21 protein-coding genes and 1 pseudogene are annotated in these 19,777 nt (G+C 72.9%); 9 read left to right on the top strand and 13 right to left on the bottom strand.

The window, feature by feature from the left end; translation table 11 throughout:
- Nucleotides 1-55: 55 nt before the first annotated feature.
- Entirely contained in the window at nt 56-1,534 is a 1,479-nt protein-coding gene (locus CLT72_RS25075) for an NCS2 family permease (protein WP_101413864.1), read from the bottom strand.
- A gap of 87 nt (nt 1,535-1,621) precedes the next feature.
- On the opposite strand from CLT72_RS25075, the gene CLT72_RS25070 reads away from it, so the two are divergent.
- Nucleotides 1,622-1,870, top strand: a complete 249-nt coding sequence (locus CLT72_RS25070; protein WP_089002323.1) for a DUF2530 domain-containing protein — start codon at nt 1,622-1,624, stop codon at nt 1,868-1,870.
- Between the two features lie 45 nt (nt 1,871-1,915).
- On the opposite strand, the gene CLT72_RS25065 is transcribed toward CLT72_RS25070, so the two are convergent.
- Entirely contained in the window at nt 1,916-2,755 is an 840-nt protein-coding gene (locus CLT72_RS25065) for a DUF3027 domain-containing protein (protein ID WP_101413863.1), read from the bottom strand.
- A gap of 87 nt (nt 2,756-2,842) precedes the next feature.
- On the opposite strand from CLT72_RS25065, the gene CLT72_RS25060 reads away from it, so the two are divergent.
- Both CLT72_RS25060 and CLT72_RS25055 read left to right on the top strand, forming a co-directional pair.
- Nucleotides 2,843-4,567 (top strand): MFS transporter, encoded by a 1,725-nt coding sequence (locus CLT72_RS25060; RefSeq protein WP_101415376.1) that lies wholly within the window; start codon nt 2,843-2,845, stop codon nt 4,565-4,567.
- A complete protein-coding gene (locus CLT72_RS25055; RefSeq protein ID WP_101413862.1) occupies nt 4,564-5,214 on the top strand; it encodes a futalosine hydrolase in 651 nt (216 codons plus the stop codon). The genes CLT72_RS25060 and CLT72_RS25055 overlap by 4 nt, the downstream gene beginning before the upstream one ends.
- A gap of 58 nt (nt 5,215-5,272) precedes the next feature.
- Here CLT72_RS25055 and CLT72_RS25050 read toward each other — a convergent pair whose 3' ends face one another.
- Nucleotides 5,273-6,133 carry a helix-turn-helix domain-containing protein gene (locus CLT72_RS25050; RefSeq protein WP_101413861.1) on the bottom strand — a complete coding sequence of 287 codons (861 nt, stop codon included), beginning with the start codon at nt 6,131-6,133 and terminating at the stop codon, nt 5,273-5,275.
- Between the two features lie 449 nt (nt 6,134-6,582).
- On the opposite strand from CLT72_RS25050, the gene CLT72_RS25045 reads away from it, so the two are divergent.
- Nucleotides 6,583-7,461, top strand: a complete 879-nt coding sequence (locus CLT72_RS25045; protein ID WP_101413860.1) for a 1,4-dihydroxy-6-naphtoate synthase — start codon at nt 6,583-6,585, stop codon at nt 7,459-7,461.
- On the opposite strand, the gene CLT72_RS25040 is transcribed toward CLT72_RS25045, so the two are convergent.
- Nucleotides 7,422-7,808 carry a cold-shock protein gene (locus CLT72_RS25040; RefSeq protein ID WP_101413859.1) on the bottom strand — a complete coding sequence of 129 codons (387 nt, stop codon included), beginning with the start codon at nt 7,806-7,808 and terminating at the stop codon, nt 7,422-7,424. The genes CLT72_RS25045 and CLT72_RS25040 overlap by 40 nt on opposite strands.
- A gap of 34 nt (nt 7,809-7,842) precedes the next feature.
- Nucleotides 7,843-8,466, bottom strand: a complete 624-nt coding sequence (locus CLT72_RS25035) for an HAD family hydrolase (RefSeq protein ID WP_101413858.1) — start codon at nt 8,464-8,466, stop codon at nt 7,843-7,845.
- A gap of 85 nt (nt 8,467-8,551) precedes the next feature.
- Between CLT72_RS25035 and CLT72_RS25030 the strand changes: the two genes are divergently transcribed.
- Nucleotides 8,552-11,032, top strand: coding sequence for a helicase-associated domain-containing protein (locus CLT72_RS25030; protein ID WP_101413857.1), 2,481 nt, complete (start codon nt 8,552-8,554; stop codon nt 11,030-11,032).
- Between the two features lie 10 nt (nt 11,033-11,042).
- On the opposite strand, the gene CLT72_RS25025 is transcribed toward CLT72_RS25030, so the two are convergent.
- Together CLT72_RS25025 and CLT72_RS25020 are read right to left on the bottom strand one after the other, a co-directional pair.
- Nucleotides 11,043-11,291 carry a hypothetical protein gene (locus tag CLT72_RS25025; RefSeq protein ID WP_101413856.1) on the bottom strand — a complete coding sequence of 83 codons (249 nt, stop codon included), beginning with the start codon at nt 11,289-11,291 and terminating at the stop codon, nt 11,043-11,045.
- A 142-nt stretch (nt 11,292-11,433) separates the two neighbouring features.
- Complete coding sequence (locus tag CLT72_RS25020) at nt 11,434-12,327, bottom strand: L,D-transpeptidase family protein (protein WP_101413855.1); 894 nt, start codon at nt 12,325-12,327, stop codon at nt 11,434-11,436.
- A 175-nt stretch (nt 12,328-12,502) separates the two neighbouring features.
- Here CLT72_RS25020 and CLT72_RS25015 point away from each other — a divergent pair, with 175 nt between their 5' ends.
- Nucleotides 12,503-14,182 carry a DNA repair helicase XPB gene (locus CLT72_RS25015; protein ID WP_089002333.1) on the top strand — a complete coding sequence of 560 codons (1,680 nt, stop codon included), beginning with the start codon at nt 12,503-12,505 and terminating at the stop codon, nt 14,180-14,182.
- 233 nt (nt 14,183-14,415) lie between these two features.
- On the opposite strand, the gene CLT72_RS25010 is transcribed toward CLT72_RS25015, so the two are convergent.
- On the bottom strand, nt 14,416-14,643 hold the full coding sequence (locus tag CLT72_RS25010) for a winged helix-turn-helix domain-containing protein (protein ID WP_101415375.1): 228 nt from the start codon (nt 14,641-14,643) through the stop codon (nt 14,416-14,418).
- Between the two features lie 61 nt (nt 14,644-14,704).
- On the opposite strand from CLT72_RS25010, the pseudogene CLT72_RS33050 reads away from it, so the two are divergent.
- A pseudogene (locus tag CLT72_RS33050) lies at nt 14,705-14,827 on the top strand (hypothetical protein); the annotation flags it as partial.
- Nucleotides 14,824-15,084, top strand: coding sequence for a hypothetical protein (locus CLT72_RS25005; RefSeq protein WP_101413854.1), 261 nt, complete (start codon nt 14,824-14,826; stop codon nt 15,082-15,084). The pseudogene CLT72_RS33050 and the gene CLT72_RS25005, both read left to right, overlap by 4 nt.
- A gap of 64 nt (nt 15,085-15,148) precedes the next feature.
- Here CLT72_RS25005 and CLT72_RS25000 read toward each other — a convergent pair whose 3' ends face one another.
- The 4 genes from CLT72_RS25000 to CLT72_RS24985 all read right to left on the bottom strand — a co-directional run bounded on the left by CLT72_RS25000 (nt 15,149) and on the right by CLT72_RS24985 (nt 18,048).
- Nucleotides 15,149-15,991, bottom strand: coding sequence for a formate/nitrite transporter family protein (locus tag CLT72_RS25000; protein ID WP_101413853.1), 843 nt, complete (start codon nt 15,989-15,991; stop codon nt 15,149-15,151).
- 174 nt (nt 15,992-16,165) lie between these two features.
- Complete coding sequence (locus CLT72_RS24995; RefSeq protein ID WP_144082325.1) at nt 16,166-16,480, bottom strand: hypothetical protein; 315 nt, start codon at nt 16,478-16,480, stop codon at nt 16,166-16,168.
- A 76-nt stretch (nt 16,481-16,556) separates the two neighbouring features.
- Nucleotides 16,557-17,039 carry a hypothetical protein gene (locus CLT72_RS24990; RefSeq protein WP_144082324.1) on the bottom strand — a complete coding sequence of 161 codons (483 nt, stop codon included), beginning with the start codon at nt 17,037-17,039 and terminating at the stop codon, nt 16,557-16,559.
- Nucleotides 17,040-17,133: 94 nt separating this feature from the next.
- Complete coding sequence (locus tag CLT72_RS24985; protein WP_101413850.1) at nt 17,134-18,048, bottom strand: RNA polymerase sigma-70 factor; 915 nt, start codon at nt 18,046-18,048, stop codon at nt 17,134-17,136.
- Between the two features lie 167 nt (nt 18,049-18,215).
- Here CLT72_RS24985 and CLT72_RS24980 point away from each other — a divergent pair, with 167 nt between their 5' ends.
- On the top strand, nt 18,216-18,701 hold the full coding sequence (locus CLT72_RS24980) for a carboxymuconolactone decarboxylase family protein (RefSeq protein ID WP_101413849.1): 486 nt from the start codon (nt 18,216-18,218) through the stop codon (nt 18,699-18,701).
- Nucleotides 18,702-18,787: 86 nt separating this feature from the next.
- Here the strand turns inward: CLT72_RS24980 and CLT72_RS24975 are convergent, their stop codons facing one another.
- The gene (locus CLT72_RS24975; RefSeq protein ID WP_101413848.1) at nt 18,788-19,747 is read right to left on the bottom strand and encodes a zinc metalloprotease; all 960 of its coding nucleotides are present in this window, start codon (nt 19,745-19,747) and stop codon (nt 18,788-18,790) included.
- Between the last annotated feature and the right edge of the window lie 30 nt (nt 19,748-19,777).

The following is a 19,777-nucleotide window of genomic DNA, read 5'->3' as shown; positions in this document are numbered from 1 at the left end:
CTCCGGGCCGGGTATCCGAATCGGCCGACCGGCCCGGAGCGTGGCGTGTCGAGGATCAGAGCACCACAGACTCGATCGGCCCGCGCAGGAAGTAGAGCACGAAGAGGGCGGCCACCCCGTACAGCAGCGGGTGGATCTCCCGCGCCTTGCCCCGGGCGAGCTTCACCACCACGTACGAGATCAGGCCGGCCCCGATGCCGTTCGAGATCGAGTACGTGAAGGGCATCAGCACGATCGTCAGGAACGCCGGGATCGCGATCTCGTAGTCCGACCAGTCGATCGTCCGGACCGCGGTCATCATCAGGAAGCCGACCACCACCAGCGCCGTGGACGCCGCCTCGAACGGCACCACCACGACCAGCGGCGCCAGGAACATCGCCAGCAGGAACAGCCCGCCGGTGACCAGGTTGGCGACGCCCGTACGGGCGCCCTCCGCCACACCGGCCGCGCTCTCGATGTAGGACGTGTTGCTCGACGTGCTCGCCGCACCGCCGGCCGCCGCCGCGATCGAGTCGACCAGCAGGATCTCCTTCGCCCGCGGCGGGGTGCCCTGCTCGTCGAGCATGCTCCCCTCCTGGCCGACCGCGACCATCGTGCCCATCGTGTCGAAGAAGTCCGTGATCAGCAGGGTGAACACGAACATGAGGACGACGAGCCAGCCGGCCCGGCTCCACGAGTCGAACACGTTGAAGTTGCCGATCAGCGACAGGTCCGGCACGTCCACCCAGGTCTTCGGCAGCTCGGGGACGTTCAGCGCCCAGCCCTTCGGGTTGGGCTTGCCGTCGACGAAGGACGGCCCGATGTTCGCCACCGCCTCGACGATGATCGCCAGCACGGTGGAGCCGAGGATGCCGATCAGGATCGCGCCCCTGACCCGGCGCACCAGCAGCACGATGGTCAGCAGCAGGCCCACCACGAAGACCAGCAGCGGCCAGCTGGCGAGCTTGCCACCGATGCCCAGGCTCACCGGGACGGTGCTGTTCTGCACGTCCGGCACCCGACGCACGAAACCGGCGTCGACCAGGCCGATGATGGTGAGGAAGAGGCCGATGCCGACGCCGATCGCCGTCTTCATCTGCGTCGGCACCGAGCGGAACACCGCCGTACGCAGGCCGGTCAGCACCAGCACCGCGATGATCACACCCTCGATCACCACGAGGCCCATCGCGTCCGCCCAGGTCATCTCCGGGGCGATCTCGTACGCGACCAGCGCGTTGACGCCGAGGCCCGCGGCGAGCGCCAGCGGGAACCGGCCGACCACGCCCATCAGGATGGTCATCAGGCCGGCGACCAGGGCGGTTGCCGCGGCGAGGGCGGCGATGGAGAGCTTCTTGCCGTCGCCGTCGACGGCACCACCGATGATGAGCGGGTTGAGCACCACGATGTACGCCATCGTGAAGAAGGTCGCCAGGCCACCGCGTACCTCGCGGCTCATCGTCGAGCCACGGGCGGAGATCTCGAAGTACCGGTCGAAACCGTTACGCGGGTGCGCTGGATCGGGTGGTGTGCCGTTCTCGGGCGGCGCTACTGACATCAGGTCCTCGCAGGTGATCTTCCGTTGTCGCGCGCATCGTCGCAGATCACCGGCCAGCAGGAAAAGTTGATCGCGTACGCTTGCCGCGTGCCGAAGGAGCAACCACCGCGGCCCGAGCCGCTCGACCCGCCGATGGTGCCGTTCGCCCTCGCGGGGATGGCCGCCTGGGCGCTCGCCGGGCTGGTGCTGCTGGTCTTCTTCCGCGACTGGCTGACCGCGCACGATCACCAGGACTGGCTGTGGACCTGCCTGGCCGGTTTTCTGTGGGGTTTCCCCGGTCTCGCCGTGATGATGCGGCACGACGCCAACCGGCGCCGCCGCCGCGCAGGCCGCTGACCTGCGACGACGTCGACCCGTCGGGCCGGCCCGCGCCCGGTCGCGTCAGGGGTGCCCGTACGGCTCCGCCGGCTCGGCCGCCTCGACGGAGCCCGGTGCCCGGCTGACCGCCACGGGCTCGACCGCGCTGTCGTCGTAGACCGTCGGCAGCTCCTCGACCGGGGTCTCGGCGGCCTCGATCAGGGTCTCCGAGTGTGCCCCGCAGCCGTGGTCGGCGCTGACCACCCGACCGTCGTCGGGGGCGTAGAAGTTGCCGCACGCCCCGAAGGCCTGCCGCAGGGCGCCGGCGAGCGGCAGGTAGAAGCCGCAGGTGCCGCAGCGGGCGGCGGCGGGGGCGGCGGCCGAGATCGCGGCGGACGGGCCGTGGTCGCCGTCGTACCAGCGCTGGGCGGCCTCGCTGCGCCCCTCGCGGGAGAGCACCCGGGCCCGGCCGAGACCGAGCTCCCACGCGGTCTCCTCGACCGCCGGGTCGTCGGAGAGCAGGTAGCCGGGCTGGAGCCGGTCGTCGTCGGCCGGGGTGGGCAGCAGGTCGCCGGGGCCGAGGTCGCCCGGCTTGAGCCGCTCCTGCCACGGCAGCCAGCCGGGCGCGAGCATCGCGTCCGTGCCGGGCAGCAGCACGGTCTCGCAGACCGTGACGTTGCGGCTGCGCGGCACGCGGGTGACGGTGACCGCCCAGCGCCAGCCCCGGTAGCCGGCGAGCCGACACTCGAAGTAGTGCGTGACGAGCCGGTCGCCCTCCGCGACAGCCTGCAGGTGGTCGCCGACGTCCGAGGCGTCGACCTCGGTGATGGCGTCACGCGCCACCTCGACGGCGGCGGCACAGACCTGGTCGAGACGAGCGGCACGGGCGGAGGCGGGCCTGGTCACCAGACCATTGTTCCCCATGCGTACGGCAGACCGACAGGCACCCGCCGATGACGTTCTGGGACAGTGGTGCGGCACGGACGGACCGGATGGGTGAGGATGGTGGGCATGCCGCTGTTCTCCCGCTCCGGGCGGTCCGTACTCGGGCGGACCGTCGGCACCGGCATCAAGGCCGTCCGCCTGCTGTTCCGGGGCTCGGTCAGCGGTGGGCGCTGGATGACCCGCCGGGCGGGCCGGGCGCGCGCCCGGGGCGCCGGGGGCGAGGTCGGCATGGTCCGCCTCTTCGACCTGCACGCGCTCTCCTGCGCCGGCGACACGCTGATCGCCATCGGCCTCGCCGGGACGATCTTCTTCAACGTCCCGCTCGGCGAGGCACGCAGCAAGGTCGCGCTCTACCTGCTGGTGACCATGGTGCCGTTCGCCATGCTCGCCCCGGTGGTCGGCCCGCTGCTCGACCACTTCCGCCACGGCCGGCGGTACGCGCTGGCCGCCACCATGCTCGGTCGGGCCTTCCTGGCCTGGCTGATCTCCGACTACATCCACGGCTTCGGCCTCTATCCGGCGGCCTTCGGTGTGCTGGCGCTCTCCCGGGCGTACGGGGTGGCCCGCTCGGCGGCGGTCCCGCGCCTGCTGCCCGAGGGGCTGGGCCTGTCCCAGGTGGGCGCCCGGGCCAGCGTCTACGGCACGGTGGCCGGCGCCCTGGTCGCCCCGATCGGGCTGGCTGCCTTCTGGTTCGGGCCGCAGTGGCCGCTCCGGGTCGCCTCGGTCATCTTCCTGGTCGGCATGGTGATCTCCCTGCGGCTGCCGCCGAAGGCCGACTCCGAGCCGCCGGAGCGGGTGCCCCGACCGCTGCGGGTGCTCGGCCGACGCAACGGCGACCGCCCGCTGGGCCGGGGACGACCGGCGGGCCGGCTCGTGATCGCCACCCTGATCGGCGCCGCGACGCTGCGCGGCCTGTACGGCTTCCTGCTGCTCTTCCTCGCCTTCGCGATCAAGGCCGGCGACCTGACCACCGTCGTCTTCGGCCGCGACCTGGGCGACGAGGGGGCGCTGGGCCTCGTCGGCGCGGCGCTGGCCGTGGGCACCTTCCTCGCCACCGCGATCGGCACCCGGCTGCGCATCCACCGACCCGTGGCGATCCAGTCCAGCGGCATGATCATCGTGGGCGGGGTGGCGGTCCTCGCGGCGCTGATGTTCTCGCTGCCGATGGTCGCCCTGCTCTGCCTGGTGGCCGCGCTGGTCAGCGGCATCGCCAAGCTCGCCGTGGACGCCTCGATCCAGGAGCGCATCCCGGAACGGCTGCGGGCCAGCTCGTTCGCCCACTCCGAGACCGTGCTGATGCTCGCGTTCGTCGCCGGGGGCGGGCTGGGGCTCGTACCCTTCGACGGCCGGATCGGCATCGCCGTCGCCGCCGGGGTCGGCACGCTGGCCGCCGTGCGCGGTGTGGTGGTGGCGGGCCGCCTGCGTGCCGAGCGGCTGGCCGGCCGCCCGCTCGCCGACGACGAACTGGCCGACGACGCGGGCGGGGACGACGGCAACGGCGGCAACGGCGCGCGCGACACTGCCGGCGCGCACACCGGCACGGCAGACGCGACCGGCACGCGCGGCACGGGCGGCGGCGCCGGCACGCGCACCGAGGCGCAGGCCGGTCCCGAGACCGGGGTCGCGCCCGTCTCGCCCGCCCCGGCGCAGGCCGGCCGGCCGCTGGACGACCCGTCCCTGGCCCCGCCCGGGTACCACATCTACCGGCCGTCCTCTGCCGTCGCCGGGACGGGCGGACCGGGCGGGACGGACGACGAGACCCGCCGGGAGCCGCAGGGACCCCTGCCGTGACGGGCCTGCTGGTCGTCACGGCGGTGCCCGCCGAGGCCGAGGCGGTCCGCGCGGGCCTTCCGGACCCGTCGACGGTGGTGCTGCCGGTCGGGGTCGGGCCCGCCGTCGCCGCCGCCACCACCGCCCGGCTGCTGGCGCTAGCCGAGGCGGCCGGGCGCTCGTACCGCGGTGTGGTCAGCGCGGGCGTGGCGGGCGGCTTCGCCGGCCGGGCGGAAGTCGGCGCGACGGTGCTGGGCTCCGTGTCCGTCGCCGCCGACCTGGGCGCCGAGTCGCCGGCGGGCTTCCTCCCGGTGGACGAACTGGGCATGCCGCCGGAGTGGCTCGGTGGCGGCCTCGCGCTCGCCGCCGACCCGGGGCTGCTGGCCGCGCTGCGGGCCGGGCTGCCGACGGCGACGGTGGGCGCGGTGCTCACCGTCAGCACGGTGACCGGCACCGCCGCGAGCACGGACGCCCTGCGCCGGCGTCACCCCGACGCCGTCGCCGAGGCCATGGAGGGGTACGGCGTGGCCGTCGCCGCCGCGCAGGCCGGCGTCCCGTTCGCCGAGCTGCGCACCGTCTCCAACCCCGTCGGTCCCCGCGACCGCGACGCCTGGCGCATGCGCGAGGCGCTCGCCGCCCTCACCACCGCCGCCGCGGCCCTGACCTGAGCCCGCCGGTCTGCCTGCTCCTGTGCCTGCCGGCCTCGGCTGCCGACCGGCCCAGCGATCATTCTCTGGGCCTCGGCCGTTGGTCGAACCGCAGGACCGCCGGCCGACTCGCCTCCATCTGATAGCCGCAGGCGATCAGGAAGTCGACGCCACCGACGCCGGCGATGGCGCGCACAGTTCGGATACCGGTCCGGTCCAGTTCCTCGCCGAGGAGCTGGAGCAACCGACGGCCGATGCCCAGGAAACGCAGCTGGGGCGCTACGAGGACACCGTCCAACACCATCTCCCGCCGATCGCCCAGGTCCTCGCCGAGCAGGAGGTCCTCGCTGCGTTCGTGTGCCCGGAGTTCGCCGACCAGCTCACCGCCCGGCAGTTGGGCCACGAGCCGCCAGCACCCGTCCGGCACCCCTTCCGTCACCCGACGAAAGCAGACGGCGGCGCGCGCCCGCTCCCGCACCCGTCGCTCGTCGCGTCGCCCACGATGAAGGTCGTACGTCATCTCCGGCACCCGCACCGGCCACTGCTCCCGCGGCACGTACCAGTGGCCCCACCACGCACCCGGCCAGTCCTTGAGCGTCCGGACCTCCCGGATGTCGAGGTGCGCGGGATAGCGGCGGCCACCCTCGTCGCGTCGTTCGTCGTGCGGAACGGGCCCCAGCGCGCCGCCGGTCCCCGGGCCGTCGGCGGTGGTGCGCTGGCCAGCGGTCGCGACGCCGACCGCCAGTTCCCCACCAGCGGCCCGGACCAACCGCTCCACCGTCCGCAGCCTCAGATCGACTCCCGGATCGGCCTCGATCCGCGCCACTGTGCTCTTGGGTACGCCCGACCGGCGCGCCAGCTCCCGCTGGCTCAGGTCTGCCCGGCGCCGGAGAGCGCGCAGCACCGTCCCCACCTCGATCGGACCGCCCCGCTCCGTCATGTGTTCGATCGTGACGACGGCACGAGCGCATTTCAACAAGCGCGGCACACCTGTGGATAAGCCTGTGGATAACCGCCTTGGGGTTGTGCAGCGGCGCGTCGCTTGTCGCGCGGCCCTCGGCCGGGTGCTCTTCGGCGCGCTGTCGAGCTGCCCCGTTTGTGCGACCACGTCGAACCAGGGCCAGCGAGACCCGTGGGGAGCCGGTCCACCAGCACCACTCGCTCATCTGCCGCGTCGCGGCTACCCCATCCATGAGGGCAGCTCGACAGGGCCGAACGGGGACATCAGTGCCGCCCCGCGTCTTCGCCGTCGAGGTCCCGCTCGGCCCATGACTCGCGCGTCGGCGGCAGCCCGGCTCGGCGCCCGCGTACCGGCTCGGCGTGCCAGTGGTGGCAGGGGCTCGGCCGCCCTCACCGCCAGGCCGCCGACGGCGGGGATACGGTGAGGGCGTGGCGCTCTCGCTGGCTATCTCGCCCTGCCCCAACGACACGTTCGTCTTCCACGCCCTGGTGCACGGCCTCGTGCCCGGCGCACCGCCGGTCGACGTCACGTACGCCGACGTGGACGTGACCAACACGGCTGCCGAGCGGGGGGCGTTCGACCTGGTCAAGGTGAGCTACGCGGCGCTGCCGTGGCTGCTGGACGACTACCACCTGCTGCCCTGCGGGGGTGCGCTCGGCCGCGGCTGCGGTCCGCTGGTGCTGACCCGCGGCGACCGCGACCCCGGCCAGCCCGACGGCTCCGCGCGGCCCGACGGCACGGACGCCCCCGACCTGAGTGGTGCCACGGTGGCGGTGCCGGGCGACCGGACCACGGCGTACCTGCTCTTCCGGCTCTGGGCTGCCGAGCGGCCCCCCGCGCGGATCGAGGTCGTGCCGTTCCACGAGATCATGCCGGGCGTCGCGGCCGGCCGGTACGACGCCGGGCTGGTCATCCACGAGGCCCGGTTCACCTACCCGCGGCACGGCCTGACCGCCCTGGTCGACCTCGGCGAGTGGTGGGAGGCCGACACCGGCCTGCCCATCCCCCTCGGGGCCATCCTGGCCCGGCGCGGCGCGGTCGACCCGGAGGCCGCCGCCGGGTGGATCCGCGAGTCGGTGCGCCGGGCCTGGGCCGATCCCGCCGCCAGCCGGGAGTACGTGCTGGCGCACGCCCAGGAGATGGAGCCCGACGTGGTGGACCGGCACATCGGGCTCTACGTGAACGAGTTCACCGCCGACCTGGGGGACGCGGGGTTCGCCGCCGTCCAGGCGTTGCTCGGCCGGGCCGCCGACGCCGGGCTGGTGCCTCAGACCTCCAGCTCGTTGGCGACCGCGTGGACCAGCTGAGCGATCTTCTGCGCCGTCTTGCGGTCCGGGAAGCGACCTCGGCGCAGGTCCGGCTGGACCTTCGCCTCCAGCACCTTAATCATGTCCTCGACGAGGCCGTGCAGCTCCTCCGCCGGCCGGCGGCGCAGCTCCGCCATCGACGGCGGGGCGTCGAGCAGCTTGACCCCCATCGCCTGCGCGCCCCGGCGGCTGTCCACCACGCTGAAGTCGACCCGCTGACCGCCCTTGAGGTCGGTGACACCCGTCGGTAGCGCGCCCTTGGGCAGGAACACGTCGCCACCTTCGTCGCTGGTGACGAACCCGTATCCCTTGGCCGCGTCAAACCACTTCACTCGACCCGTCGGCACCTGAGAACCCCTGCTTCGCTTGAGCTTGAGACGTCTACCGCTCCAAGGCTAGCCGGATCATCCCGTCGAGCGCCGCCGGGAATCCGGTGAGATCATCCAGCACCACCGCCGCCCCGGCCGCGCGCAGCTCGTCGGGGGTGCACGGGCCGGTAGCGACCGCGATCCCGGGTACGCCCGCCGCCCCCGCGGCCACCATGTCGGCCACGTGGTCGCCGACGTAGTGGGTCGCGCCGTGCTGCCGCAGCGCGGTCGCCTTCCCCTCCGCGAACAGGTCGCCGGCCACCTCGTCGACCACCAGCCCGAGGTGGTCGAGGTGCAGCCGGGCCAGGCGGCCGTGCTTGGCGGTCACCACCAGCACGCGGCCTCCGCTGTCGCGTACGGCGTCGAGCGCGGCGACGGCGCCGGGGAGCGGGACGGTGGGCGTGATGGCGTACGCCGGGTAGAGCTCGCGGTACGTCCGGACGACCTCGTCGACCTGCTCCGGCGGGAACCAGCGGGCGATCTCGGTACGCAGCGGCGGACCGAGCCGGGACACGACGGCCTCGACGTCCACGTACACCCCCGTGCGGGCGATCAACGCCCGGAAGGTGTCGGCGATGCCGGGACGGGAGTCGACGAGGGTCATGTCGAGGTCGAAGCCGACCGTGAGCGCTGCCATGCGGGAGAACGTACCCGCCCATCCCCGGGTCAGCCGGACGTCCGAGGGGCGCGAGGACCACCTGCCGGGCTAGCGTGGAACGACGATGACCACCTCACTCGCCGACCACCTGCGGTCGCTGCCCGACGAGTCGCTCGCCGCCCTCCTCCAGCTGCGGCCCGACCTCGTCGTACCCGTGCCGGCCGACGTCTCCGCGCTCGCCACCCGGGCCCAGTCCCGGGTCTCGGTGGCTCGCGCCCTCGACGCGCTGGACCAGTTCACGCTGCTGATGCTGGACGCCGCCCGGCTGACCCGGGACGCGGCCGAGCGGACCACCTCCACCGACACGATCCTCGCCATGGCGACCGCCGGGCCGCAGCCGCCCGCCCCCACCACCGTCCGCGCCGCCGTGAACCGGCTGCGCGCGCTCTTCGTGCTGTACGGCCCCGAGAACGCCCTGCGCGTGGTGGCGAGCGTCGACGAGGTCTCCCCGTACCCGGCGGGGCTGGGACGACCGGCGACGGAGCTGGACGCGCGGGCGGCGGCGCTCTGCGCGGACCCGGCGAAGCTGCGGCGGACGCTGCTGGCCGCGCCGCCCTCGGCCCGGGCGATCCTGGACCGGCTGGCCGCCGGACCGCCCGTCGGAAGCGTGCCGGCGGGCGCGTTGCAGGCGCCCGCGCTCGGCGCGGAGGACGACCTGCCGCCCGACCCGACCAACGGCGGCGCGCCGACCGGCTCGCCGGTGCGCTGGCTCGTCGACCACCACCTGCTGGTGCCGGTCTCCGGCGGCCGGGCCGGCGTCACCGGCACCGTCGAGCTGCCCCGCGAGGTGGGCCTGCTGCTGCGCCGCGACAGCGGCCCGCTCGGCCCGCTGCGCAGCAGCCCACCGCCGGTGGCCACCGCGCCGCGCGAGCCGAAGGCCGCCGACTCCGCCGGGGCCGGGCAGACCATGGAGGTGGTACGCCACACCGAGGCGCTGCTGGAGCAGCTCGCCGCCGAACCGGCGCCGGTGCTGCGCTCGGGCGGCCTGGGCGTCCGTGACCTGCGCCGGCTCGCCAAGGCCGTCGGGGTGGACGAGTCGGCGGCGGCCCTGCTGCTGGAGACGGCGTACGCGGGCGGGCTCGTCGGCGAGGTCGACCTGCCCGGGGCCACCACCACCCGGCACGGCGCCGACCAGCAGGTCCTGCCCACCGCCGGGTACGAGGTGTGGCGGGCCGGGACGCTCGCGCAGCGCTGGGAGCAGCTCGCCCGGGCCTGGCTGACCATGACGCGGCAGGCCGGGCTGGTGGGGCAGCGCGACGACCGGGACCGGCCGATCACGGTGCTCTCCGCCGAGGCGGAACGGGCCGGCGCGCCGGCCGCCCGACGGGCCGTGCTGGAGGTCCTCGCCGACCTGGAACCGGCCACCGGGCCCACCCCCGAGGAGGTGCTGGCGCTGCTCGACTGGCGGGCGCCACGGCGCAGCCGGGGGCGGGAGGCCGCGCACCGCGAGGTGCTGGCCGAGGCGGCCACGCTGGGCGTGACGGGGCTGGGGGCGCTCACCTCGTACGGGCGGCTGCTGCTCGCCGACGTGACGGCGGCCGACGAGCGTGGCGGCGACGACCCGCTCGGGCTGCGTTCCGACGCCGAGAGCGGCGACGCGTCCAACGCCGTACGCGCGCTCGACGCGCTGCTGCCCGCCCCGGTCGACCACTTCCTCGTGCAGGCGGACCTGACGGTGGTGGTGCCCGGCCCGCCCGATCCGGCGCTGGCCGCCGAGTTGGAGGTGGTGGCGGAGCACGAGTCGGCCGGTGGCGCGAGCGTGCACCGGGTCACCCCGGCGAGCGTGCGCCGGGCCCTGGACGCCGGCTACTCGGCCGACGACCTGCACGCCCTGTTCCGGCGGCGGTCCCGCACCCCCGTCCCGCAGGGGCTGACGTACCTGGTGGACGACGTGGCCCGCAAGCACGGCGGGCTGCGGGTCGGCTCCGCCGGTGGTTACGTGCGCAGCGACGACGAGGCGCTGCTGACGGAGGTGCTCGCCGACCGACGGTTGGAGCCGCTGGCGCTGCGCCGGCTGGCGCCGACGGTGCTGTCGACGCCGTACCAGGTGGGCCGGATGCTGATGGCGCTGCGCGACGCCGGGTACGCCCCGGTGCCGGAGGACGCGAGCGGGGCCGCGGTGCTGGCCCGCCCGAAGGCCCGGCGGGCCCCGGCCCGGGTGCCGGTGACGACCAGGACGCTCGACCCGCTGACCGCACCGAAGCTGGCGATGCCCCGCCTGCTGGGGGTGGTGGAGCAGATCCGGCGCGGCGACGCGGCGGCACGGGCCGCGCGGCGGGCGCCGGCCGTGGTCCGGGGCGGGGTGGGGCGCACCGGTCCGGCGCCGGTGCCCTCCCACAGCGACGCGATCGCCGTGCTCCAGCAGGCGGTCCGGGACCGGGCGCTGGTCTGGGTGGGGTACGTCGACGCGCACGGGGCGACCGCGTCCCGGCTCGTCCGGCCGGTCTCGATGGGCGCGGGCTACCTGCGCGCCGAGGACGACCGCACGGAGATGCTGCACACCTTCGCCCTGCACCGGATCACGGCGGCGGTGCTGGAGGACTGAGCGGGTCGGGTCAGCGCCGGCTGCGGCGTACGGTCCCGACGACGGAGACGATCAGCAGCAGCGTGAACCCGGCGCCGGCCGACTCGCCGACCGAGTCGACGAAGCCCTGTTCGAGCACCAGCCAGCCGAAGAGGAACCAGCCGACGAGCACCACCGCCGCCACCGCGTACGCGACCACGGTGGCGGTGGAGACCTCCTCCACGGGCGACCGGTCGTGCGCGGGACTGTGCTCCGGGACCACTTCGCGGTCGACCGTCATCTCCAGCCTCCCCGTCCGGTTCGACGCCTGAGGTCCAGCGTGACACCGCCGAGGCGCGAGTGACAGGGGATAAAACCCGGATCGGACGAGTTGTGCGATGCCGCGCAAGGCGTGTCGGGGTGGCCCGGGTGCCCCGGGCGGCTCAGGTGCCGGGGCGCCGCCCGACCAGCACGACCTTGCTGCCCACCTTGCCCAGCTCCCAGAAGCGGACGGCGTCGCCGGGGAGCAGGTTGACGCAGCCGTGCGAGCCGATCGACTTCTCGTGCAGGTAGGTGGTGGTCTGGTGAAAGCCCATGCCCCGGGTGAAGTGCTGCCAGTACGGCAGCCACACCTCGTACGGGTCGGACCACTCCTTGACGTTGCGGTAGTTGATCGTGAACGTGCCGGCCGGGGTGCGGTAGCCGGGCATGCCGGTGCGGGTGACGGTCGGCTTGACGAGCACCTTGCCGTTGCGCATGACCCAGGTGGTCTGCCGGGTCAGGTCGATGCAGAAGGTGGTGCCCGAGCCGGCCCGGCAGCGCGCCGTGTCGGTGGTGGCGAGCCGCTTCGCCACGTCGTACGTCGTGGGGCCGGCGCGGCCGTGGGCGGGGCGGATGTCGTACCGCTTCTGGAACTTCTTGATGGCCGCGCAGTCGGCGGCGGACTGGCGGCCGTCGACGGTCACCCGCCCGAACCCGCCCAGCCGGGCGAGGTGCGTCTCCACCGCGCGCTGGTGCTCGCCCTGCGGGCAGCCGGCGGCGGACGGCGACGTGGTGGGCTTCGTCGCGGGGCGCGTCGGCTTCACCGTGGGGCGCGTCGGTGCCGGCGTGCCCCGCGTCGGCTTGACCTTGGGCTTCGGCGGCGCCTTGCTGGGTTGCGCCCGCTGGTCCGGCCCGGGCGCACCGCTCGCCCCCGTTACCCGCTCCGCAGCCCCGGCCGCGACGGGTCCCCCGCCCCCGCCGCCGTCGGCCTGCGGATCGAACGTGCACGCACCGGCACCGACCAGCGTGACCACTGCCAGGGCGACGAGCCGGCTGCTGATCCGGACGTGTTTCATGCTGCCTCCCTGACAGGTGTCCCCTTTGCTAGACGTTGCGAGCGCCGCTCCGGTTGCTCCAGGTGAGCAGATTTTTCTGCCGTCACCCGGGTGCGTGCAACACTGGTGGGTCGGCCTGGGCGCGTCTATCGCCTCCCGGACAGCCGGCGACCCGAGGCGGAGGAGAGGCACTGGCGTGAGCGGTGGACCCCTGATCGTGCAGTCGGACAAGACCCTGCTGCTGGAGATCGACCACCCCGACGCGCAGGCGTGCCGGATGGCCATCGCGCCCTTCGCCGAGCTGGAGCGCTCCCCCGAGCACGTGCACACCTACCGGCTGACCCCGCTCGGGTTGTGGAACGCGCGCGCCGCCGGCCACGACGCCGAGGGCGTGGTCGACTCCCTGATCAAGTACTCGCGCTACCCGGTGCCGCACGCGCTGCTGGTCGACGTGGCCGAGACGATGGACCGGTACGGCCGCCTCCAACTCGCCAACGACCCGGCGCACGGCCTGGTGCTGCGGGCGCTGGACCGGGTGGTGCTGATCGAGGTCGCGAAGAGCAAGAAGCTCGCCGGGATGCTCGGCGCGAAGCTCGACGACGACACGATCGCGGTGCACCCGTCGGAGCGCGGCCGGCTCAAGCAGGCGCTGCTCAAGCTCGGCTGGCCGGCGGAGGACCTGGCCGGCTACGTCGACGGCGAGGCGCACCCCATCGAGCTGGCCGAGGCCGGCAAGGACGGTGGGAAGCCGTGGACGCTGCGGTCGTACCAGCGGGAGGCCGTGGAGGCGTTCTGGGCCGGCGGGTCGGGTGTCGTGGTGCTGCCCTGCGGCGCCGGCAAGACGCTGGTCGGGGCGGCGGCGATGGCCGAGGCGAAGGCGACCACGCTGATCCTCGTCACGAACACGGTCGCCGGCCGGCAGTGGAAGCGCGAGCTGATCGCGCGCACGTCGCTGACGGAGGAGGAGATCGGCGAGTACTCGGGCGAGCGCAAGGAGATCCGCCCGGTCACCATCGCCACGTACCAGGTGCTCACCTCGCGCAAGAAGGGCGCGTTCACCCACCTGGACCTGTTCGGTGCCCGCGACTGGGGCCTGGTCGTCTACGACGAGGTGCACCTGCTGCCCGCGCCGATCTTCCGCTTCACGGCGGACCTCCAGGCCCGCCGCCGGCTGGGCCTCACGGCGACTCTGGTACGCGAGGACGGCCGCGAGGGCGACGTGTTCAGCCTGATCGGCCCGAAGCGGTACGACGCGCCCTGGAAGGACATCGAGCAGCAGGGCTGGATCGCCCCGGCCCAGTGCACCGAGGTACGCGTGACCCTCACCGACGCGGAGCGCATGTCGTACGCGACGGCGGAGGCCGAGGAGCGCTACCGGATGGCGGCGACCGCCCGCACGAAGCTGCCCGTGGTGAAGGCGCTGGTGGACCGGCACCCGGACGAGCAGGTGCTCGTCATCGGCGGCTACATCGACCAGCTCCACCAACTCGGCGAATACCTGGACGCCCCGATCGTGCAGGGCTCGACCACCAACAAGGAACGCGAGCGGCTCTTCGACGCCTTCCGCTCCGGCGAGGTCCGCACCCTGGTCATCTCGAAGGTCGGCAACTTCTCCATCGACCTGCCCGAGGCAGCGGTGGCGATCCAGGTCTCCGGCACGTTCGGCTCCCGTCAGGAGGAGGCGCAGCGGCTCGGCCGGGTCCTGCGACCGAAGGCCGACGGTCGGCAGGCGCACTTCTACACGGTCGTCTCCCGGGACACCATCGACACGGAGTACGCGGCCCACCGGCAGCGCTTCCTGGCCGAGCAGGGGTACGCGTACACGATCGTCGACGCCGACGACGTCCTCGGCCCGAAGCTGCCGACGGTCGACTGACCTGCGCAACGTAGTCGGCTCAGTGCGCTTCGGCGGGCTCCTGACACACCCCGCGCTCGCTGTGGAGCTGATGTCGTAGACGATTCAGCCGCCCTCGACGGTCAGGCCGTGACTGGCTGTGCCGGACCTCGGCTGCCGGCGATGTAGTCCCCCCTCGCCTCGATACCCCACAGGTATTCTTATGCCGCGCAGGTATCAGCGCGCGGGGCCTCCGGTTGCGGTGTCGGCCGGAGTCAACGATTGCCACGGGGCGAGCGTGGCGCGTTGTCCGCGACGAAGACGCCCCGCCCCGGGCGGCCGACCAGCACACCCTGCTCCCGCAGCGTGGCGACCGCTCGCTGGATCGTCGAGTGGGAGACATCGTAGGAGTCGGCGAGAACGCGGCCTGACGGCAACTGACTGCCCGGCGGATACGTCCCGTCCTTGATCTTGCTTCGCAGATCGTCCAGCAGTTCATCCATGGTGGGCGGAATGGGCACAGCGGGGCCCCTTGCAGTCGGTTGGCCCACCCAGTATTGATCCATGGCCGACGAACTCGCCGTCGCGCAGACCGCCCTGGTCGCGGTGCAAGAGGAAAACGTACGGATCAAGAACGGGCTGCGCGCCTGGCAGAGCGCCCAGTCGACAAACCATCTCTACCGATGACCGACCGTTGGGTGATCCACCTGCCGGTCACCGCGCCCGACCTGCTCCGGGCCCGGATCCTCGCCCGGACCGCCGCCCGGGTGCTGGCGCGGCTCAGCGCCCGCGTCGAGCCCGGCGGGGTCACCGTGTCGGCCGAGGACCAGCAGGGCGTACGCCATTGGGTCTTCTGCGACCGGCCACCGCCCGGCGGCGCGCGGTGGCCGCTGCCGACCGACCACCTGTCGCCCTGCGCGAGGCGGGTGCGGCCGGGCATCTGATCCGTAGTTGGTGAACCAGATCGGGGAGCTTTCGCCCCAGATGCACGCGTGGGAACTGCCGTGCTCACCGTGGCCCGGATGCCGCCTTCTCGATGCGCGGGCGGTTGCGGGTCGCACCGGTACGGACGTGCGTCGCGTAGAGGGCGAGCCCCACGAAGACCAGGCCGCCCACGAGGTTGCCGACCACCGTCGGAATTTCGTTCCACAACAGGTAGTCGGTGAGCGAGAAGTCGCCGCCGAGCATCAGGCCAGCCGGGAACAGGAACATGTTCACCACGGAGTGCTCGAATCCCATGTAGAAGAAGACCAGAATCGGCATCCACATGCCGATCACCTTCCCCGACACCGACGTCGAGATCATCGCGGCGACGACGCCGGTGGAGACCATCCAGTTGCACAGGACACCACGGATGAAGAGGGTCAGCATCCCGGCGGCCCCGTGGTCGGCGTACCCGACCGTCCGCGACTCGCCGATCGTCCCGAGCCGCTGGCCGACCTCGTTCGGGTCCACGCTGAAGGCGAAGGTCAGAATCACGGCCATCATGAACGCGACGGTGAGCGCGCCGGCGAAGTTGCCGACGAAGACCAGGCCCCAGTTACGCAGGACCGAACGCACCCTGACGCCCGGCCGCCGGTCGATCAGCGCGAGGGGAACGAGGGTGAACACACCGGTCAGGAGGTCGAACCCGAGCAGGTAGAGCAGGCAGAATCCGACGGGGAAGAGAAGGGCCCCGACGAGGGGTTGACCCGTCTCCACGGTGACGCTGACCGCGAACGCCGCGGCGAGCGCGAGGATGGCACCCGCCATGTACGCGCGGATCACCGTGTCCCGGGTGGACATGAACACCTTCGACTCGCCCGCGTCGATCATCTTCGCGACGAACTCCGCCGGGGCCACGTAGGACATGGACGTCGCTCCCGTCAGACGTGGGCGAGTCGATTCGGCACCGCGCAGGCACGCACCGGCATCGACCCTCCCCAGGGCTTCGCAGCCAACGGACGACCCGCACCGTCGGCACCCGCCGGTCGGAGTGTGCATGATCCTCGATCGGCCCCGGGGTCCGCAATACCTACCGCTGGTTCACCGGCACGCTCCGCGGCCGAACTGGTCGAGCACCGCGTCCGGGACGGCGCTGAAGACCAGGAACCAGCCGAGCCAGAGCCCGGCGACCCAGGCCCCGAAGGTTCCCATCAGCACGCTGGTGCCGGCCCAGCGCAGCAGTCGGTGCCGTCGAGGGCCACGACCGGCAAGCCGGCGGGTCAGCCACCACATCCCCTGCGACACGCGCCGGGTGACCGGCCCCGCCCCGCCGGCCAGCGACAGGGTCGTCAGCGCCGCGTCCACGAGGACGATTCCCACCACCAGGACGCCGACCAGTACCGACAACACACGCACCGCTCCGCCCCCCCACCACAACTAGCGCCCGCCCGACCCCAGGTCGCCGCATTCGCTCAGGCCAACCGCTCCAACCTCAGGCCTTCCACGTGCCTGCGCAACTCGGACCGGGGCCGTGGCCAGGCCGGCAGGCCGTGGAGTCGCCGCGTGCGGCTGGACCGCAAAACAGCAACCACGTTGCTGCGATCACCGTCAGAACCAGAGCGGGACCGGCGACGACCTCCGTCACGACAGCCCAGGCCGGGAACGGGCCCCCGTCGTTCGGGACGCTCACGAGAAAGCCGCCATATGCCGATCGGACGAGGATCGGACCGATCGATAGATGAAGCAGGGCACGGCCGGGCCTGAGACGATGACGAACCAGCAGCCCACCGGCGGCGATCAGAACGGCCGCGCTGGTCACCGAGGTGACCAGCAGCATCAGCAGCAGGACGACGTCCGTTCCGCCGCCGTACATCGCCTCCGCGTCGAGCGCGTCACGCAGGACGATGCGGGCTCCGCTTGCTGTTTGCGCGAGAGCCAGCGCACCACCGACGAACAGCAGGAGGGAAGGACGCACGGGGCACGCTATCAAGCCGGACCGGGATCGAATTGCGTCGATAGTGGAACAGAGCGATGCACCCTCGAGTCACCTGGCCCCTGCCGGTTCCGGCTCACCGGCTCAGCACGATCTCCCTCTCCATGTGGGACAGCTTCTCGGGATTGCGTACCGCGTAGATCCCGGTGATGAGGCCGCCGTCGATGCGCACGGCCAGGACCGTGTCCATCTCGCCCCCGAGTTGGACGATCAGCGCCGGGTGGCCGTTGACCTGCGCCGGCCGCCACGACGTGCTGCCCGCGACCTTGCCCCACCCGCCGGCCAGCAGGCGGGCCACCTTGTCGGCTCCGAGGATGGGCCTCGGGACCGCCTGCTTGATACCGCCACCGTCGCCGAGCAGGACCACGTCCGGCGCGAGGATGTCGAGCAGGCTCTGCAGGTCGCCGGTCTCGACCGCCCGCTGGAACGCGTCGAGCGCGTACCGGGTCTCGGCGGCGGAGACGACGCGGCGGGGCCGGCGCGCCGCGACGTGTGCCCGTGCCCGGTGGACGATCTGCCGGACAGCGGCGGGGTTCTTGTCGACGGCTTCGGCGATCTCCTCGTAACCGAGGTCGAACACCTCGCGCAGCAGGAACACCGCCCGTTCGGTCGGTGCCAGCGTCTCCAGCACCAGCAGCATCGCCATCGAGACGCTCTCGGCCAGCGCGACGTCCTCGGCGACGTCCGGAGCGGTGAGCAGCGGCTCGGGCAGCCAGGGGCCGACGTAGGACTCCCTGCGGCGGCTGAGCGTACGCAGCCGGACGAGTGCCTGGCGGGTGGTGATGCGGACCAGGTAGGCGCGCCGGTCCCGGACCGTGCCCAGGTCGACGCCCGCCCACCGCAGCCAGGTCTCCTGGAGGACATCCTCCGCGTCGGCGGCGGAGCCGAGCATCTCGTACGCGACGGTGAAGAGCAGGTTGCGGTGGGCGAGGAACGCCTCGGTGGCCGGGTCCGGGCGATCGTCGGCGGCGGTCTGCGGCGTACCCACCATGGGTGGCTCCTGTTCCTCGCGACTGCGTCACCCATCAGATGCCGGACCGGGCCGTGCTGTGACACCTCCAGCTGTGGCAGTCGTCACCCCGGCCGCGCCGTCACACGGCGCTGCACGCCGGCATCTCGTGTTCGTCCAACCGAACCCCAGGAGTGAAGGACGGAAGCATGGACGCCCGATTCAACTTGTTCGACAACGAGGTCGCCGGGAAGTTCGCCAAGCGGTTCGCGAACGCCGGCCTGGTGATCCAGCAGTCGCCGCTGCCCAAGGCCACGCAGGAGCTGGTGTCGCTGCGGGCCAGCCAGATCAACGGCTGCGGCTGGTGCATCGACATGCACACCAAGGAGGCCGCAGCGGCCGGCGAGAGCGCGGTCCGGCTCAACCTGGTCGCCGCCTGGCGCGAGTCGACCGTCTTCACCGAGGCCGAGCAGGCCGCGCTGGCGCTCGCCGAGGAGGGCACCCGGCTCGCCGACGCCTACCAGGGCGTGTCCGACGAGACCTGGGCCGAGGTGCGCAGGCACTACGACGACGACCAGGTCGCCGCGCTGGTCGCGCTGGTCGCCCTGATCAACGCGGCAAATCGCCTCGCCGTGATCGTGCATCAGCGGGGCGGTTCCTACCAGCCGGGCATGTTCGCCGCCGCGTTCGACTGAATCGAGATCCGGCCCGGCCCGGGATCAGCCGGTCCGGGGCCGACGGTGGCGGCCGGTCGACGACCGGCCGCCACCCGCGCACTGCGTCAGCCGGCGCCGCCGGCCCGGAACGCGACCCAGGCGTCGCTCATCCGGTCCGCCTGGCCCGGCGTGAACATGTTCATGCAGGAGTCCTGCGTGTAGTCCATGAAGTTGTGGATCGGGTCCAGGCCGGGTGCGGTGCAGGAGTCCGCGCCCACCGGGCAGTTGAACTGCGGCGCCGCCTCGCGCGGGGTGTCCGCGACGAAGTCGCCGGAGGCAGAGCAGCCGTGCGCGAAGGTGTGCTCCAGCATCAGCCAGTGCCCGACCTCGTGCGTCAGCGTGTCGCCGAGGGCGTACTTGCCGGCCGTGCCGCCCGGCATCGACTCGTCGAGCATGACCACGCCGTCGATGTAGTCGCGGCCGTTGTTGTAGCCCTTCGGGAAGTACGCCCAGCCGAGCAGGCCGCCGCCGATGTTGGCCGCGTACACGTTGAGGGTCTCGGAGTCGCCGGTGTACAGCGCCTTCTTCATGTCGCGCTCGTTCTTGCCCGGCACGACCGTGTACCAGTCGCTGTTCACCGTCCACGTCGTGTCGACGAGGTCGAACCGGAACGGCGTGTCGGAGGCGTTGGCGGCGGTACGGCCCGCGAACGAGTCGTTGAGCACCTTCATCTGCGCCGCGATCAGGGTGTTCCACCTGGTCGTCTCGGCAGCGGTGAGCGGGTGGTCGGAGATCATGTGGAAGACCGTCGGCACGGTGACGCTGCCGTTGGCCAGGCGCGGGGCGTCCTTGATGACGCCGTAGGCGTTCGCCTCGTTCTTGGAGTACAGCTCCGGCTCCTGGGCGGTGGCGCCCTCGGCGAGGCGGGCCGCGCCGTGCCCGTGGGCGTCCGGCTCGCACTCGGCGGCACCCGGGGAGACGGGCACGGGCGCCGCCGACACCGCGCCGTAGGCGCCACCGGACGCCAGGAGCGTCGCGGCGGTGGCGGTGAGGACCGCAAGTCGGAAGATCGGTCTCCTGTGCATCGGTGCACCTTTCAGGAGGATGGGGGCGGT

The sequence above is a fragment of the Micromonospora sp. CNZ309 genome (assembly GCF_002846525.1).
The sequence above is the reverse complement of the archived record's forward strand: the minus strand, read 5'-3'. Positions and strand labels throughout refer to the sequence as shown.

Excerpts from the sequence above, each read along its gene's own strand:
- CLT72_RS25075 (WP_101413864.1), bottom strand. The coding sequence starts at position 1,534 with ATGTCAGTAGCGCCGCCCGAGAACGGCACACCACCCGATCCAGCGCAC.
- CLT72_RS25065 (WP_101413863.1), bottom strand. The coding sequence starts at position 2,755 with ATGGGGAACAATGGTCTGGTGACCAGGCCCGCCTCCGCCCGTGCCGCT.
- CLT72_RS25060 (WP_101415376.1), top strand. The coding sequence starts at position 2,843 with ATGCCGCTGTTCTCCCGCTCCGGGCGGTCCGTACTCGGGCGGACCGTC.
- CLT72_RS25050 (WP_101413861.1), bottom strand. The coding sequence starts at position 6,133 with ATGACGGAGCGGGGCGGTCCGATCGAGGTGGGGACGGTGCTGCGCGCT.
- CLT72_RS25035 (WP_101413858.1), bottom strand. The coding sequence starts at position 8,466 with ATGGCAGCGCTCACGGTCGGCTTCGACCTCGACATGACCCTCGTCGAC.
- CLT72_RS25030 (WP_101413857.1), top strand. The coding sequence starts at position 8,552 with ATGACCACCTCACTCGCCGACCACCTGCGGTCGCTGCCCGACGAGTCG.
- CLT72_RS25025 (WP_101413856.1), bottom strand. The coding sequence starts at position 11,291 with ATGACGGTCGACCGCGAAGTGGTCCCGGAGCACAGTCCCGCGCACGAC.
- CLT72_RS25020 (WP_101413855.1), bottom strand. The coding sequence starts at position 12,327 with ATGAAACACGTCCGGATCAGCAGCCGGCTCGTCGCCCTGGCAGTGGTC.
- CLT72_RS25010 (WP_101415375.1), bottom strand. The coding sequence starts at position 14,643 with ATGGATGAACTGCTGGACGATCTGCGAAGCAAGATCAAGGACGGGACG.
- CLT72_RS25005 (WP_101413854.1), top strand. The coding sequence starts at position 14,824 with ATGACCGACCGTTGGGTGATCCACCTGCCGGTCACCGCGCCCGACCTG.
- CLT72_RS25000 (WP_101413853.1), bottom strand. The coding sequence starts at position 15,991 with ATGTCCTACGTGGCCCCGGCGGAGTTCGTCGCGAAGATGATCGACGCG.
- CLT72_RS24985 (WP_101413850.1), bottom strand. The coding sequence starts at position 18,048 with ATGGTGGGTACGCCGCAGACCGCCGCCGACGATCGCCCGGACCCGGCC.
- CLT72_RS24980 (WP_101413849.1), top strand. The coding sequence starts at position 18,216 with ATGGACGCCCGATTCAACTTGTTCGACAACGAGGTCGCCGGGAAGTTC.
- CLT72_RS24975 (WP_101413848.1), bottom strand. The coding sequence starts at position 19,747 with ATGCACAGGAGACCGATCTTCCGACTTGCGGTCCTCACCGCCACCGCC.